This window comes from Paraburkholderia saeva, assembly GCF_907164555.1.
GTDB lineage: Bacteria > Pseudomonadota > Gammaproteobacteria > Burkholderiales > Burkholderiaceae > Paraburkholderia > Paraburkholderia saeva.
The window spans coordinates 219,124-234,648 of the sequence record NZ_CAJQZC010000010.1; the positions used below are offsets into that span (position 1 = coordinate 219,124).

A 15,525-nucleotide genomic window follows, 5' to 3' on the forward strand; every position below is an offset into this window, starting at 1 on the left:
ATGCGTCACACCATGATCGAACCCGCCGACGATGCAGAGCCGCAGCGCATGAGCGATTTCGACATCGAACTCAAGCTGCTGCTGGAAGCGGTCTATCTGAAGTATCAGCACGATTTCCGGCACTACGCGATGTCGTCGCTGCGGCGTCGTCTTTCGCAGGCGCTGGAGGAATTCGGCCTCGTGACGCTTTCGCAGTTGCAGGACCGCATTATTCAGGACCCGGACGATTTCTCGCGCCTCTTCCAGTACCTGACGGTTCAGGTGAGCGAGATGTTTCGCGATCCGTCGTATTTCCTCGCGTTGCGCGAGCATGTGCTGCCGTTGCTGAAGACCTATCCTTCGATCAAGGTCTGGGTAGCCGGATGCAGCACGGGCGAAGAACTATGGTCGCTCAAGATTCTGTTCGAGGAAGAAGGGCTTGCCGAGCGCACACTGTTCTACGCGACCGACATCAGTCCGGATGCCCTTGCGCGCGCCGAAGCGGGCATCTATGCGCTCGAGCGCATCGCGGGCTTCACGCAGAATTACATCGCGTCCGGCGGGCGCCGCTCGTTGTCGGACTATTACCATGCGGCTTACGGCGGCGCGCGGTTTTCCGGTTCGCTGAAAGAGCGTGTCGTGTTCGCCGACCACAGTCTTGCTACCGATGAGGTCTTTCTCGAAGCGCATCTCGTGTCGTGCCGCAACGTGCTGATCTATTTCGACCGCCCGCTGCAGAACCGCGCGCTCGGTCTGTTCGAATCGGCGCTGGTGCGGCGCGGTTTCCTCGGGCTCGGCAGCAAGGAAAGCCTGCGGTTTTCGAGCCGTCACGAGGCGTTCGACGATTTCCGTGCGCGCGAGCGCATCTATCAGAAGCGCTAGCATGGTTGCGAACCGACTATTGTCGAAGCGGCGACTGGAGCAAACGGAGGCGCACAAGGCGCCGGCCCGCACGTTCGATGTCGTCGTGATTGGCGCCTCGGCGGGCGGCATCGAGGCGCTGAACGTGCTGCTGCCCGCGCTGCCCGCGCGTTTCGCGGCTGCGGTGCTGGTGGTGACGCATCTGCCGCCCGCAACGCCCAGCTATCTGTTGCAGGCGCTCACCGGGCGCTGCGCGCTGCCGGTGATCGAACCCGACGCGGGCGAGCGTATCGCGCCGGGCCAGGTGTATGTCGCGCCGCCGGGCTATCACACGCTGGTGGAGGACGACGGCACGGTGGCGCTCTCGGTCGGGGCGGCCGTGCGGTTTTCGCGTCCTTCGATCGATGTGCTGATGGAATCGGCAGCATGGGTTTATCGTGAGCGCATGCTGGCGATCCTGCTGTCGGGCGCCAACGACGACGGTACGCGCGGTTTCGCCGCCGTGCGCGCCGCCGGCGGCGAAACGTGGGCGCAGTCGCCGGAAACGGCGACCTCGCCGGAAATGCCGCAAGCCGCCATCCAGAGCGGCGCGGTGAACGAAGTACTGGATCCCAACACGATGGCCGGGCGGCTCGCCGCCTGGCCGCAACTGCCACCCCAATGATGATGCCATGGCGCAATCACCGGTAAATATCCTGATCGTCGACGACATCGTCCACAACATCACGGCGCTCGAAGCGCTGCTGGCGCGCCCGGGCGTGGCGCTGCTGGTGGCGGCCTCCGGCACGGCCGCGCTCGACCTGCTGCTCAAACACGAGGTCGCGCTCGCCATTCTCGACGTCAACATGCCTGGCATGAACGGCTTCGAACTGGCTTCGCTGATGCGCGGCAGCCCGCGCACGTCGCACGTGCCGATCATTTTCCTGACCGCAACGGCACAGGACGCCTCGCGCACGTTCCAGGGCTATGAAGCGGGCGCGGTCGACTTTCTCTACAAGCCGTTCGATCCGCGCATCCTGCAATCGAAGGTCGATATCTTCGTGCAGCTGGAGCAGCAGAAGCGGCAGCTTGCAGCGCAGCTCGACACCACGCGCCAGATGCTCGAAGCGAATGAAATGCTGATGGCGGTGCTCAGTCACGACCTGCGCACGCCGCTCTCGGCGGTGCTGACGTCGGCCGAATTCCTGACGCACACGTCGACCGATAACGGCATCACGACCGTTGCAAACCGTATCCGCAACAGTTCGATGCGCATGGCGCGCATGGTCGACCAGCTGCTGAATCTCGCGCGCCTGCAGGGCGGTCGCTTACAGCTGCAGCCGGCCACGGTCGAACTGTCCGCATTGTGCAGAACCGTGCTCGACGAATTCGCTACGCGCGGCAACGGTGAGCGTATCGCGTTCTCTCATCGCGGCAATTCATCCGGTAACTGGGACGCGGATCTCATGTGTCAGGCGATGTCGAATCTCGTCAGCAACGCGCTGCATCACGGCAGGAAGGACGGCACGATCACGGTCGAAGTGGATGGCGATGCGGAAGATCGCGTGCTGCTGCGTGTCGCCAATGCGGGTTTGATTCCGCCGGACGTGATGCCGACGCTCTTCAAGGCGTTCAGCGCGAGCAGCATCGCAGGGCGGCAACGCGAAGGGCTTGGCCTTGGGTTGCATATCGTGCAGCAGATCGTACAGATGCACGGCGGCGCGGTGACGGTGCAGTCCGACGAAACAAACGGCACCACCTTCACGCTCGACCTGCCGCGTGCCGACAACGGGCGACGCGCGGAATTCGTGCGGACCTAGCGCCGCCGCTGCATCACGAGCCGGCCGTCATGGCCGGCCCTTCTGCAGTTTCACACCGGGATCACAGCTGGCTCATGCCGCCATCGATCACGATTTCCGTGCCGACGATGAACCCGGATTCGCTCGACGCGAGATGCAGAACCGTCGCGGCGATTTCCTCTGACTTGCCGAAGCGGCCGAGCGGCACCTGGCTCTTGATCTGCTCCGCCGTGCTGGCGAGCGTTTGCGCGTCGAAACCGAGCTTGCCGTAAAGCGGCGTCTCGATCGGGCCCGGGCTGACCACGTTCACCCGTACGCCGCGCGGCAGCAGTTCCGCCGAAAGCGTCTTCGCGAGCGAAATGAGCGCAGCCTTGCTGGCCGCATACACCGACGATGCGGGCATGCCGATGTGCGCGTTGATCGAACCGTTCAGGACGATCGAAGCGCCGTTGTTCAGATACGGCGTAAGCGCCTGAATCTGGAAGAAGGGGCCTTTGACGTTGACGTCGAACGTCTGGTCCCACATCGACTCGGCGACATCTGAAAGCGGTGCGAAGCGGGCAATCCCGGCGTTGATGAACACTGCATCGAGCGTGATGTTTTCGGACTTGATGCGCGCCGCGAGTTCCTGTGCGGCGGCAACCGAACCTGCGTCGTTGCGGATTGCAATTGCGCCTGCGCCGAGCGTTGCCTGCGCGGCTTCGAGCGAGGCCGCATCGCGACCAGTGATGACGACGCGCGCGCCTTCGACTGCGAACGCCTGCGCAGTGACGAGGCCCATGCCGCTGTTGCCGCCGGTGACGAGTACGGTCTTGCCAGTGAATCGGGTCATGATGTTTTCCTTGAAGGAGGAGGGTGTGAAGACATTGTGGTCTCCGGCACCGGGTTTGCCATGCGACGGTTCTGACGCAAACGTTCGATTTTTTCGAACGGGTTTGGGTGCTGCCATCCTGAGCCAGCTTCCGGCCATCAAACCATACAGAGAAAAAACTTTACATTACGAATAACTTTCATCTATAACGAGGAGACATGACGCGGACCGCCTTGTCTCGCTTCATGCCTCGGCCCGCCAGCCATGCTCGCGGGCTTTTTTTTGCCTGTCTGCCCGGAAGGCCCCGCCTGCTTTCAATTTGCTGTCTTGCAGCATACGACCTGGTGAAAACCCCGTCATTTCTTTCGCTTGACTTACTTGATATATCACATACTGTGTATGCTAGATCGCTCGCAGGAAGTACAGGGACGGGCGACTTCGGCGAAACCGTTCGGGTCACCGTATGGCCCGCAAACACAACGCAGGTATTCAGGAGACAGTCATGGGAGTGAATCACCAGGAAAGGACGTCGCGGCTGGCGTCACCGTGGGTGCAACTCGTATTCGGTGTGATCTGCATGGCGATGATCGCCAACATGCAGTACGGCTGGACCCTGTTCGTGAACCCGATCAACGAGAAATATCAGTGGGGACGGGCGGCCATTCAGGTCGCGTTCACGATTTTCGTGGTGACGGAAACCTGGCTCGTGCCAGTGGAGGGCTATCTCGTCGACAAGTACGGTCCCCGTCCGGTGGTGGTCGGCGGTGGCCTCCTGTGCGCGGTGGCGTGGGCGTTGAACTCGGTGGCGTCGTCGTTGCCGCTCCTGTATCTCGCGGCGGCGATCGGCGGTGTGGGCGCGGGCGCAGTGTATGGCACATGCGTGGGCAACGCGCTCAAGTGGTTTCCGAACCGCCGCGGGCTCGCCGCCGGGATTACCGCAGCCGGCTTCGGCGCGGGGTCGGCGGCCACGGTTGTGCCGATTGCGCACATGATCAAGTCGAGCGGCTACGAGCAGACGTTTCTGTGGTTCGGCCTGGGCCAGGGGCTCGTGGTGTTCCTGCTGGGTCTCGCACTCTTCGCGCCGCCGGCAAGCCTGCTCGAATCGGCGAAAAGCACGCTCAAGCGCGTCGTCTACAACGCAAGCCCGCGTCAGGTGATCAGCTCGCCGATCTTCTGGGTCATGTATCTGATGTTCGTGATGATGGCCGCGGGCGGCCTGATGGCCACCGCGCAGCTCGGCCCGATTGCGAAAGACTTCGGCCTGCAGGACACGCCCGTCTCGCTCCTGGGGCTGACGTTACCCGCGCTCACGTTCGCGCTGACCATCGACCGCGTGCTGAACGGCCTGACGCGCCCGTTCTTCGGCTGGATATCCGACCGGATCGGCCGCGAGAACACGATGTTCATCGCCTTCGCGACGGAGGCGGTCGGCATTCTGCTGCTGTCGAAGTATGGACATAGCCCAGTCGCGTTCGTTGTGCTGACCGGCATCGTGTTTTTCGCGTGGGGCGAGATCTACAGCCTCTTCCCGGCGACCTGCGGCGACACCTATGGCCCGAAGTTCGCGGCAACCAACGCCGGCCTGCTGTACACCGCGAAAGGCACGGCCGCGTTGCTCGTGCCGTTCAGCAGCGTGATCACGGCGGCGACCGGTAGCTGGCACGCCGTGTTCATGCTGGCCTCGGGCATGGCCGCGCTGTCGGCGCTTCTCGCGCTCTTCGTGCTGAAGCCGATGCGCAGCGCGCATCGCCAGCGGCATGCGAATCCGTCAGTCGATCTGCCTTACGGCGGGGGCACGATGGTGAACGACTGACGTCGATCCTCGAGATCGAACGGACAGACGCACGGGTGGTCAAAAAAAATCCTGGGCGGTGTCGATTTGCGGATCGGCCGCCCGTCGTGGAGAAGGAGGCACGGCGTTCACGGCCTCCTCACACCAACTCATGGAAGGAGCCGCCACTATGACCACCCCCGTCAAACCCGTTCCGGAGGGGATGCATTCGATTACCCCGCATCTGATCTGTGCGGGCGCAATTGAGGCCATCGAGTTCTACAAGAAAGCGTTCAATGCCGTCGAACTGGTTCGGCTGCCCGGGCCGGACGGCAAGCTGATGCACGCGACCCTGCGGATTGGCGACGCGGCGATCATGCTCGTCGACGAAGCACCGGACTATCACATGGTCGGGCCGAAAACGCTGAAAGGCACGCCGGTGACGATCCACCTGTACGTCGAGGATACCGACGCCGTCATGCAGCAGGCTGCGGCAGCCGGCGCGACGGTCACGATGCCCGCGGCCGACATGTTCTGGGGCGACCGCTACGGTCAGTTGCAGGACCCGTTCGGACACCGCTGGTCAGTCGCGACGCATCAGCGCGACGTCACGCCTGAAGAAATGAAAGAAGCAATGAGCAAGATGGCAAGCGGCCAGGGCTGCTAGGCACGCGTCGTGGGCCGGGGCGGCCGCTGGATGCGGCGCTCGCCCGGCGGCCTGCTATTGCTCCACGGTGCGCCTGCCTGGCGCGAGCGAGGAGCGCATCAGGTTTTCCAGCGACATCGGCCGCGCAAGATGATAGCCCTGCACCTGCGATGCGCCGATGCCGCGCAGTACCGCGAGCGTCGCTTCGTCTTCGACGCCTTCCGCGACCACTCCGAGTTCCAGGGATTCGGCCATCCGCACGATGGCGCGGACGATCGCGCGGCTGCGCGCGCTCGACGTGAGTTCGAGCACGAACGACTTGTCGATTTTCAGGCCGCTGAAATGGTATTGATGCACATAGCTCAGCGACGAAAACCCCGTGCCGAAGTCGTCCAGCACCACCGACATGCCATTTTTCGCGAGTCTTTGCATCGTCGTGCGCGCGAGTTCCGGCTCGGCGATCAGCGCGCTTTCCGTCAGCTCCAGCGAGATGCGCGAGGGGTGCACATCGTGGCGGCGTAACAGTTCGAGCACCTCGTCGGCGAATTCCGGGCGCGTGATGCTGTAGCTCGACAGGTTCACATGCACGGGCGGCCAGTCCGCGTGATCGGCCTCGGCGAGGATTGCCGCGACGCGCGTGAGCATGTACATGTCGAGGCGTCCGAGCAGCTTCAGCCCTTCGACGGCCGGCAGGAAGCGCCCCGGCGCCCAGACGTCGCCGCCCGGCTGACGCCAGCGCACCAGCGCTTCGAGCGCGACGAGTTGACCCGTCTTCACATCGACGATGGGCTGGAAATACGGCAGCAGTTCGTCGTCGCGATTGAGCGCCTGGCGCAGCGCGCCTTCCGTTTCGATCTGATCGGACAGCTCGCGGCGCAGCTCCTGGTTAAACACCGCGAAGCTGTCGCGGCCGCGATTCTTCACGCGATACATCGCTGTATCGGCGTCGCGCAGCAGATCGGCCGGCGCCGAATGGAAATGGCTGTCCGCATCCACGATGCCGACGCTGCAGGTCGAAAACACCACGTGTTCGCCGATGTTGAACGGTTCGTCGAAAGCGGCGAGGATCCTTTCGGCCATCGCGAGCACCACCTGCAGCGGCGCGCCCGGCACCATCACGGCGAATTCGTCACCGCCGAGGCGCGCGAGCAGGTCGTCGTGGCGCATGCAGCCGCGCAGCCGTCCAGCGACCTGAACCAGCAGTTCGTCCCCGAAATGGTGACCGAGGCTGTCGTTGACGACCTTGAAGCGGTCGAGGTCGATAAACAGCACCGATAGCGCTGCGCCTTCCGTGCAGTGCGCATGCCATGCGCTTTCGAGCCGCTGACGCAGATGCGCGCGGTTCGGCAGGCCGGTCAGCGCGTCGTGAAAGTTTTCGTGCAAAAGCCGCGCATTGGCGTCGTCGAGTTCGCGCGTGCGCTCGTGCACGCGCGCCTCCAGTTCGAGATTCGCGGCCTGCTGCGCGGCCGCCGCACGGCGGCGCGCGAGCGCGGTGTCGATGTGGCGCGACACGAATGTCAGCACTTCCTGATCGTGCGCGTCGTAACGCACGCGCGTCGTATAGCTTTGCACGACGAGTACGCCGCACACCATGTCGCGATCGAAAAGCGGGATGCCGAGCCACGATTGCAGCCGGATGTCTTCGTTCTGGACTTCGCCGCGCTCGACGAGCCGGATCGCTTCGTCGCGGTCGATCAGGCACGGCGCGGCCCGACGGATCAGATATTCGGTGAAGCCGCGTTTGCCGCTACGGGGCGCGGGCCGCTCGCGCACTTTCTCGTCGACGTAATACGGGAACACGACTTCGCCAGTAAACGAATCGTAGAGTGCGACGTAGAAGTTGTGCGCGTACAGCAGGCCGCCGACGATCTCGTGCAGGCTGCGGAAGAATTCGCCGATTTCGACGGACTGGCTCGACAGTTCGGTGATCTCGAAGAGCGCTGCCTGCAGATGTTCCGCGCGCTTGCGCTCGGCGATTTCGAGCCGCAGTGTGTCGTTCAGCTTCGAGAGTTCGGCGGTGCGCAGCGCGACCTGCTGTTCGAGATCGACGCGATGCAGGATACGGTCGAGCGCCATCGCCACGTGGCGCGCCACAACCAGAAAGAGCGCCCGGTCTTCGGCGGTGTAGATGCGCGAAACGTCGTAGACCTGCATCGCCACCATGCCGATCACCTGGTCCGACGCGTTCTTGAGCGGCGCGCCCATCCAGAATTCGGGGCGCTGGCCGACGCAGCGGAAGTGGCCGGCGGCCTCGGCGGCGGCAATACCATCACCGCCGATCAGCAGCGGCTGGCCGGTCGTGATGACGTAACCCGTCAGAGAAAGCCGTTCGGGATCGACGCGGTCCATGTGGCCGGGATCGACGGCGTCCGTGTCGATCACGTCGACGTAGTACGGATACGTCACCATGCTCGTCGCCGGGTCATACAGCGCGAGGTAGAAGTTTTCGGCGTCGATCAGCGCGCCGAGGCGCGTGTGAACCGCATGCAGGAACGCCGCGCGGTCGCTGATCGAACTGGAGAGATAGGTGATGTCGTACAGCACGCGCTGCACGTTCTGTGCGCGTGCGAGCGCCTCGGCCTGCGCTTCTCCGGCGATATGGCGGGCGAATTCCACGAATGCGGGGTCATCGGCGTGTTCGGCCCCCGTCAGCAGCCAGCCGAGCACGCCTTCGCCGCGGCCGGTCGGGCGGGCATGCCAGCCCAGCGTCGCACAGGTCTGCGGAAGGTCGTCCTCGCCGATAAAGCGCGGCCATGCCTGCGGCGTGCCTCCCGCACAGGCAAGATGCAGCTGCTCGCCCGCGCGGTACCAGGCCCACGAACGGGTAATGCCGTTTTCCTGCGCCACGCGGAGCAGACTGTCCCCCGACGGCTGCCGCTGGCTGGATGACGGCGACATGTTCCCCATGACTCAGCCCCTCGTCTTCCCGAATATTTTCCTCGTCATCCTGCTATATCGACCACGGCGAGGGGGAACTTGAGGAGAAACTGTCAGCGCGACGAAAGGGGCATCTGGCGCCACGCGTCGGGTGTCATGCCCGCCTTGTGGCTGAACGCCCGGACGAATTCTTCCTCATCGACGAAGCCAGCCATGAGCGCGATTTCAGCGATGCTGAGTTTCGTCTCCAGCATCAGCGCGATCGCCCGGTGCATGCGCCGCTGCTGGAGCCATCGGTGCGGCGAAAGTCCGGTGCTTCGGGTAAACGCCCGCACGAACGTGGTCGCATCCAGATTGCACACCTGCGAGACCTGGGCGAGCGTCGTGCCGCCGACGGCATGCGCGTCCATCAGTTCTTTCGCCGCGCGTTCCTGCCACGGCGCGAGGCCGCAAGCGGCGAGCGGCCTGACCTTGCGCGTGCCGCCGTACGTCATGACGAGGTGGCTGCGCAGCGCGAGCAGCACGTGATCGACGAACAGCTGGTGGAAATGGCGCTCCGCGTGCAGCACCGGCATCAGCGAAAGGCCGAGCGCGCGAATCACCGGATCGTCGATGAAGGCGCCCGGCGTGTTGCGCAGGTCGGAGGTATCACCGAGACCCAGTTCGCGGCCCTGTTCGGCGAGCGCCGCGCGCGGCAGATAGAAGAAGAGCGGATGCGAAGGCTCCGGCACATAGGCGACTGGATTGCGCGCCAGATCGTAGAAATGTGTCGTGCCGGCGACGAAGGGGCGCGCATCGACGGCGCGTCCGTCCACCCACAGCTCATGGTAGTGGACGCCTCGCAGCTGCAGGCCGATCAGGAACGCATCTTCCGGCGGGATCGGCGCGGTGAAGCCGTGCGGCCGCTGATCGAACTGCAGTTCGGTGACCGCCATCCGGTGATCGTCGCGCGCGGTGTGGGCGACGAGCGTCGGCGGATCGTCGAGACTGAAGGCTTTCCCCAGACGGCCACCAAACGCGCCGCGTTGCGGCTGGCGGATCTCTTCGTTTTTTCCCATCGCTGCCCCTCGTCGATGATTGGGGTGCGTGGTGCTGGCGAGGCGGTGTTGTCCAGTCCACCCGGCGTAATTTATCTGACGGTGCGCGAAGCCCGCAACGAAGGGGCTGCACGGGTTTGGCGGACGGGTGCGGGCGACGCGGCGGGCGCGACGGGCACGTTGATGGCGGCAGCCGCGCCGCGTGGGCGGCAGCCGCCAGAAGACGTCAGGGCGCAGCGCTCAATCCCAGATGTTCCGGAACGCGACGGCGGCGATCACCGGCACGGTCACGACAAGCGGGATGGCGAACACAGGCACTTCGTTGAGGATCAGATAGGCGAGCCCCGCGGCCAGCACCGCGAGCCCGACCAGCACGGTGAGGAAATTCAGCATCGCTTTGGAAGGCTGCTTTCTGGGTGGCCTTTCGCTCGTCGAACCGGTTTTCATGGCTCCCTCCATGTTACGCGCGGGTGCGGGTGGCGCCTGTTGTGAACCGGGCGGATTCTGTTTTTCTGGAGCACTCATGGCGCGTCAATTCCGCCTGGTCATCGATAAATTGTACGCTCTGGACTTTTCATGTGTAGCGCATTCTGCGCTGCATGACGCGTGAAACGCGCAAAAGTGCGCATCAGGAAGCCGTTTGCAGGGCGCCTGCAAGCTTGCATTCAGAATCGGCGTGGACGGGTGGCCGAGGTGGCCGATGTATGCGGCCGCCGGTGGTTGATGGCGAGAAAAATGCCCATCAGCGTGAGGAATGCGAGCACCAGCAGCGTCGCGTTGAAAAGCACCTGCTGGTAGCCGAGTTCGGCGACGTTGATGAAGTAGTACGGATAGAAATCGGTCGTGCTGCCGCGCCATAACGTGACGAACAGGTACGAGAGCGGAATAGACGAGCCAGAGCAGGCATTGCCGCAAACGCAGGTGAAAGCGCGGCACGAACAGCACCCAGTAGAGCGCCGCGAGCAACGGCACGATCGTATGCAGCGTTTCGTTCAGGAGCGCGCGATAACCGGAAGGCGTCCAGAGAAAGCGCAGCAGCAGGTTATAGGCGAGGCCGACGAACACGACATAGACGACGATCGCCGTCACGACGGGCGGTTTGCGGAAAAACCGGAGAGGCGCCGGGCGCGCGCGCGTCGCCACGCAGGAAAAACAGATCGCGCAGATGAGCACGGTCAGATTCGTCAGATAGCTGCTCATCCGCTCGAGGCCATCGATCACCCCATAGCCGCGCGCCAGCATTCTGCCGATCGTGACGTCGGTCTGCGCGGCGAACGCGAGCCACGCAACGAGCGCGATCGCCGCCGCCATCGCGAGCGACCCTGCGCCCGGCGTGTGCAGCGGCAATTCAAGCTCGTGCTGCGGCCCGGGAGAAGGAGCATGGGACATACGGCGATTTTATATGCCCCGGCGCCTGCCTGCCTGGCGAGGTGTGGTCACGTCGCCTCGCGCCTTTTAATGCGGCACGCGGGTCGAGTCCGCCGGGCTAGCGCCCGTAGCGCAGCACAATGCTCGTGGCGGCCAGCACGTGGTCCTTCATCGCGGCGAGGAGCGCGTCGCGCGTGAGGCCGGCGGGCAGCGCGTCGGGCGCCAGCTCGAGCGCCCAGACCTGCGCGACGTAGTGATGCGGAATCTCGCCCATCGGCGGGCACGGACCGTAGTAGCCCGTGTGTCCCGTCCGGTTCGTGCCGCCGACGCCGGCCGCAGGCGGCGTGCCTTCAGCGAGCGATGTGGTCGATGCCGGCAGGCCGTACATCAGCCAGTGCACGACACCGAGGCCTTTCGCGCCGTCGGGATCGAACAGGCCGATTGCAAAACTCTTCGTGCCTGCGGGCGCGTTGCGCCATTGCAGTGCCGGCGAGACGTTCTTGCCGCCGCAGTTCTGCGCGTCGGCGGCGTGGCTCGAATCGAGCGTCGCGCCGTCCATCATGCCGGGCGACGACACTTCGAACGCATCCGCCCAGACACCCGCTGCAGGGAGCGCGATCGCGGCACAGAGCGTGCTCGCCCGCAGCACGCGCCGGAGAATAGTCGAAGGCTCATTTCGGTTCATGGCTGCGGTCCTGAATGGAAGAGGCGTGGCGTGTGATCTTTCACGCGATGCAAACGGTAAACGAGCAAACATTATTCCCCGTCGCAAGGATTTCGTAACGCAGGGCGCCCCAACGCGCGCGCCGCTTAACGGTTATTCTTTTTCCTTCGCCACGTCCGGCGCCCCGTACCCTTCGCTTAAGGAGAGCAACGTCATGCAATATTGCAAATTCGGCCGCACGGGTCTGACTGTTTCGCGTCTGTGTCTTGGCACGATGACGTTCGGCTTGCAGACCGAAGAAGATGTCTCGCGCAGCATTCTGGATACGGCGAGCGAAGCGGGCGTCAATTTCATCGATACCGCCGACGTCTATCCACTGGGCGGTGGCGAACATCTGGCGGGCCGTACGGAAGAAATCGTCGGCCGCTGGCTCAAGGGGCGGCGCGACCGCTACATTCTCGCGACCAAGGCGGTGGGCAAGGTGGGACCGTCGTCGTGGGATCAGGGCTCCTCGCGCAAGCATCTGCTGGACGCGATCGATGCGTCGCTGCGCCGCCTCGGCACCGATTACGTCGACCTGTACCAGTTGCATTCCGACGACGCCGAAACGCCGCTCGACGAAACGCTTGAGGCGCTCGACATCATCGTGCGTTCGGGCAAGGCGCGTTATGTGGGCGTGTCGAATTTTCTCGCGTACCGGCTTGCACGGGCGCTGGGTCGCGCCGACGTGCTGCGCGTCGCGCGCTTCGTGTCGGTTCAGCCGCGCTACAACCTGCTGTTCCGGCAGATCGAGCGTGAACTGCTGCCCCTTGCCGGCGAAGAAAATCTCGCGGTGATTCCGTACAACCCGCTCGCGGGTGGTCTGCTGACGGGCAAGCACCGGCACGATGCGCCGCCTGCGGCAGGGCGCTTTACGAACACGGTGGGCAAGGCGGGCGCAATGTATCAGGAGCGTTACTGGCACAAACGCGAATTCGAAACCATCGATACGCTGCGCGAAATCGCAGGGCCTACGGGCGAATCGCTGACGAAGACATCGGTGGCCTGGGTGCTCGCGAATCCGCGCATCACGTCGGCGATTATCGGCGCGAGCCGGCCCGAACAACTCACGGACACGCTTGCCGCCACCGATCTCACGCTCGATGCAACGCTCAAGGCGAAGCTCGACGATGCGACCGTTGAGTACCGTTGGGGGGATGCCGCGCGCTGAGCGTTTGCGCGGTTATCGGCGTGTTGCGCGGCGGCGTTCTGGTGGACGCGCCGTGCGGCGCCGAAATGCGCCCAAAACGCCTTCAAAGGGCGTTCAGAACGCCACCAGCGCGAAGTCCTGCTTGCCGACGTCGCAGAGCGGGCAGCGCCAGTCGTCGGGAATATCGGCCCAGCGCGTGCCGGGCGCGATGCCGTCGTCGGGTGCGCCTGCGGCTTCGTCGTAGATCCAGCCGCAGATCACGCAGACCCATTGTTTGAATTCATCGGCCGATGACGCTTCGGGCGGCGCTTGCGTCGCCGCACGCGCAATCTCGGGCGTTTCATCGAGGCTCACGACGAGCGGCGCGGCCGTTCCCGCAACGCTTGCCGCAAGTTGCGTCTGAAGCGCGTGCAGCAACTGCTGCGCTTCCTCGGCCGTCAGGTCGATCCAGTACGGGTCACCCGCGCCGTCGTTGAGCCGGCCGGGCGAGAACTGGATCTCGACTGCTACGCCTTTTTTGTACATGAGCGAAGCCGCGCGCCTACTGGATCAGCGAATTGGCGAGCAGGGAACCGACGATGCCGATGGCCGCCACGATGCCGAGAATCTGCATGAGCGTGAGGGATTTGCGGGAAGGGGAAGCGTTCGGGGAAGTAGAGGAAGACACGTGCAGTTTCTTTTGAAGGACGAAAGCCCGACATTATCGACGATTTTGGCCGCCCGATTCCCAACTGGCTGTAGATGATGTCGTTCCTTGTTGTCGCAGGCGGCGATTACGGCGAACTGGCAACCCTGTGCGCAACAGGGGCCAGCCGCGCGTTGCACGGCCTTACCGGGCGTGGTGTCTTGGTTGCCCGCGGCAGGCCGCTTCTGTATGTTGGGTCCATCGGCGCGTGATCCCGGCGCCCGGCTACAGGAGTCCAGAATGAGTGTCGAAGTGAACGGAGCGGCAAGCGGCCCGCTCTGTACCGACGTGCTGATCGTCGGCGCGGGGCCGGTCGGCCTGTTTGCAGCGTTCGAAGCGGGCGTTATCGGTCTGTCGTGTCACATCGTCGACGTGCTGCCGCGCGTCGGCGGCCAGTGCGTCGAGCTGTACCCCGACAAGCCGATTTACGACATCCCGGCGATTCCTTCGTGCACGGCGCGCGACCTGGTGGACCGCCTGATGGAACAGATCCGCCCGTTCGACGTACCGATCCACCTCGACGAGCGCGTCGAAACCGTCGAACAGCGCGACGACGGACGCTGGACTGTCACGACGCATCGCGGACGCGTCTTCGATGTCGCCGCGATCCTGCTCGCGGCCGGCAACGGCGCGTTCGTGCCACAGCGCATTCCACTCGACGAAGCCGCGCCGCTCGAAGGGCGTCACGTGCACTACAGCGTGCCGGATATCGCGAAGTTTGCCGGCCGCAACGTGGTCGTCGCCGGCGGCGGCGATTCGGCGCTCGACTGGGCGCTGGCGTTGCGCGGCGTCGCGCGGCGCGTCACGCTGGTTCACCGGCGCAACGGTTTTAGCGCGGCCGTCTCCAGCGTCGAGCAGATGAAACGGGCTGTCGAGGCCGGCGAGATGGACTTCATGGTCGGTGCGATCGGCGCGCTGAACGCACCGGGCGGCACGCTCGAATCGGTCGAACTCAAGCAGATCGGCGGCACGGCGCAACTCGAGGCCGAACACGTCATCGCGCTGTACGGACTCGTCGCCGATCTGGGGCCGATCGCGAACTGGGGTATCGCGGGCGTCGCGGGAAAGCTGACCGTCGACACGTCGAACTACGAAACGTCGCGCCCCGGCATCTTTGCCGTCGGCGACGTCGCGAACTATCCGAACAAGCAGAAGCTCATCCTGTCGGGCTTTCACGAGGCCTCGCTCGCGCTGCGCAAGGCCTACACGTACGCGTATCCGGACAAAAAGCGCGTCCACGTCCATTCAAGCTACGACACGAAACTCGCCGAAAAAGTCGCCGCGACCGCCGTGTAACCGAAGCGCGGCAACGGCCGATCTCCGGTGTTACAATTTTATTTTGACAGTATCTGATTTTGCAGATATTGTGATTCTAACAACGGAGGTCAACGCGATGGATCACTACACGAAAGAGGGCTTTATGTTGACCCATAGCATCGGCTTTGCGATCAACAAGGCGCGCAACGTGCTCGTGACCGAGATGGACGCCGCGTTGAAGGAACTCGACATCACGAGCCAGCAAATGGGCATCCTGCTGTCAATGAAGCGCGGCATCGCCACCACGCCGTTCGAATTGTCGAAGTTGCTTGGCATCGACACGGGCCTGATGACGCGAATGCTCGACAAGCTGGAAGCGAAGCAGTTTCTGGAACGTTCGCGCAGTCTCGAAGACCGTCGTGTCGTCAATCTGGCGCTCACGAAGACGGGCGAGGAGATCGCCGCGCGGATTCCCGAAATCGCGCCCGTCGTGCTGAACAATCGCCTGAAAACCTTCTCGAAGGCCGAGTTCAAGGAAATGCAGCGTCTGTTGCTGAAATTTATCGCCGACTGAACAGCATTTTTTTTGCCCTAATATCTGA

Annotated in this window: 15 protein-coding genes and 1 pseudogene; 8 read left to right on the forward strand and 8 right to left on the reverse strand. The window is 63.9% G+C overall.

The features are described 5' to 3' along the window. The 3 genes from LPA36_RS23695 to LPA36_RS23705 are packed head-to-tail and all read left to right on the forward strand — an operon-like array spanning position 1 to position 2,639. Positions 1 to 861, forward strand: coding sequence for a CheR family methyltransferase (locus LPA36_RS23695; RefSeq protein WP_228882213.1), 861 nt, complete (start codon positions 1 to 3; stop codon positions 859 to 861). A 1-nt stretch (position 862) separates the two neighbouring features. Continuing rightward, positions 863 to 1,504 (forward strand): chemotaxis protein CheB, encoded by a 642-nt coding sequence (locus LPA36_RS23700; RefSeq protein WP_228882219.1) that lies wholly within the window; start codon positions 863 to 865, stop codon positions 1,502 to 1,504. Between the two features lie 7 nt (positions 1,505 to 1,511). After that, the gene (locus tag LPA36_RS23705) at positions 1,512 to 2,639 is read left to right on the forward strand and encodes a hybrid sensor histidine kinase/response regulator (RefSeq protein WP_228882220.1); all 1,128 of its coding nucleotides are present in this window, start codon (positions 1,512 to 1,514) and stop codon (positions 2,637 to 2,639) included. A gap of 61 nt (positions 2,640 to 2,700) precedes the next feature. Here LPA36_RS23705 and LPA36_RS23710 read toward each other — a convergent pair whose 3' ends face one another. Next, complete coding sequence (locus LPA36_RS23710) at positions 2,701 to 3,450, reverse strand: SDR family oxidoreductase (RefSeq protein WP_228882223.1); 750 nt, start codon at positions 3,448 to 3,450, stop codon at positions 2,701 to 2,703. 481 nt (positions 3,451 to 3,931) lie between these two features. On the opposite strand from LPA36_RS23710, the gene oxlT reads away from it, so the two are divergent. Beyond that, positions 3,932 to 5,242, forward strand: a complete 1,311-nt coding sequence (gene oxlT, locus LPA36_RS23715) for an oxalate/formate MFS antiporter (protein ID WP_228882224.1) — start codon at positions 3,932 to 3,934, stop codon at positions 5,240 to 5,242. A gap of 148 nt (positions 5,243 to 5,390) precedes the next feature. Beyond that, positions 5,391 to 5,867 carry a VOC family protein gene (locus LPA36_RS23720; RefSeq protein ID WP_228882226.1) on the forward strand — a complete coding sequence of 159 codons (477 nt, stop codon included), beginning with the start codon at positions 5,391 to 5,393 and terminating at the stop codon, positions 5,865 to 5,867. A gap of 54 nt (positions 5,868 to 5,921) precedes the next feature. Here LPA36_RS23720 and LPA36_RS23725 read toward each other — a convergent pair whose 3' ends face one another. The 5 genes and pseudogenes from LPA36_RS23725 to LPA36_RS23745 all read right to left on the reverse strand — a co-directional run bounded on the left by LPA36_RS23725 (position 5,922) and on the right by LPA36_RS23745 (position 11,813). Then, a complete protein-coding gene (locus tag LPA36_RS23725) occupies positions 5,922 to 8,744 on the reverse strand; it encodes a bifunctional diguanylate cyclase/phosphodiesterase (RefSeq protein WP_228882232.1) in 2,823 nt (940 codons plus the stop codon). A gap of 92 nt (positions 8,745 to 8,836) precedes the next feature. Beyond that, positions 8,837 to 9,781, reverse strand: coding sequence for a helix-turn-helix domain-containing protein (locus LPA36_RS23730; protein ID WP_228882234.1), 945 nt, complete (start codon positions 9,779 to 9,781; stop codon positions 8,837 to 8,839). Positions 9,782 to 10,000: 219 nt separating this feature from the next. Next, the gene (locus LPA36_RS23735; protein WP_228882236.1) at positions 10,001 to 10,207 is read right to left on the reverse strand and encodes a hypothetical protein; all 207 of its coding nucleotides are present in this window, start codon (positions 10,205 to 10,207) and stop codon (positions 10,001 to 10,003) included. Between the two features lie 218 nt (positions 10,208 to 10,425). Next, positions 10,426 to 11,149, reverse strand: a pseudogene (locus tag LPA36_RS23740) (Pr6Pr family membrane protein). A 97-nt stretch (positions 11,150 to 11,246) separates the two neighbouring features. Beyond that, on the reverse strand, positions 11,247 to 11,813 hold the full coding sequence (locus LPA36_RS23745; protein WP_228882238.1) for a YbhB/YbcL family Raf kinase inhibitor-like protein: 567 nt from the start codon (positions 11,811 to 11,813) through the stop codon (positions 11,247 to 11,249). 193 nt (positions 11,814 to 12,006) lie between these two features. On the opposite strand from LPA36_RS23745, the gene LPA36_RS23750 reads away from it, so the two are divergent. Next, positions 12,007 to 13,002, forward strand: a complete 996-nt coding sequence (locus LPA36_RS23750; protein WP_228882239.1) for an aldo/keto reductase — start codon at positions 12,007 to 12,009, stop codon at positions 13,000 to 13,002. Positions 13,003 to 13,095: 93 nt separating this feature from the next. Here the strand turns inward: LPA36_RS23750 and LPA36_RS29540 are convergent, their stop codons facing one another. Both LPA36_RS29540 and LPA36_RS29470 read right to left on the reverse strand, forming a co-directional pair. Continuing rightward, positions 13,096 to 13,506 carry a rubredoxin gene (locus LPA36_RS29540; RefSeq protein ID WP_228882241.1) on the reverse strand — a complete coding sequence of 137 codons (411 nt, stop codon included), beginning with the start codon at positions 13,504 to 13,506 and terminating at the stop codon, positions 13,096 to 13,098. Between the two features lie 16 nt (positions 13,507 to 13,522). Next, on the reverse strand, positions 13,523 to 13,648 hold the full coding sequence (locus LPA36_RS29470) for a hypothetical protein (protein ID WP_267478567.1): 126 nt from the start codon (positions 13,646 to 13,648) through the stop codon (positions 13,523 to 13,525). Between the two features lie 258 nt (positions 13,649 to 13,906). On the opposite strand from LPA36_RS29470, the gene LPA36_RS23760 reads away from it, so the two are divergent. Together LPA36_RS23760 and LPA36_RS23765 are read left to right on the forward strand one after the other, a co-directional pair. Further along, a complete protein-coding gene (locus LPA36_RS23760) occupies positions 13,907 to 14,962 on the forward strand; it encodes an NAD(P)/FAD-dependent oxidoreductase (protein ID WP_228882243.1) in 1,056 nt (351 codons plus the stop codon). 97 nt (positions 14,963 to 15,059) lie between these two features. Further along, entirely contained in the window at positions 15,060 to 15,497 is a 438-nt protein-coding gene (locus tag LPA36_RS23765) for a MarR family winged helix-turn-helix transcriptional regulator (RefSeq protein ID WP_228882373.1), read from the forward strand. The last annotated feature ends 28 nt before the right edge of the window (positions 15,498 to 15,525 follow it).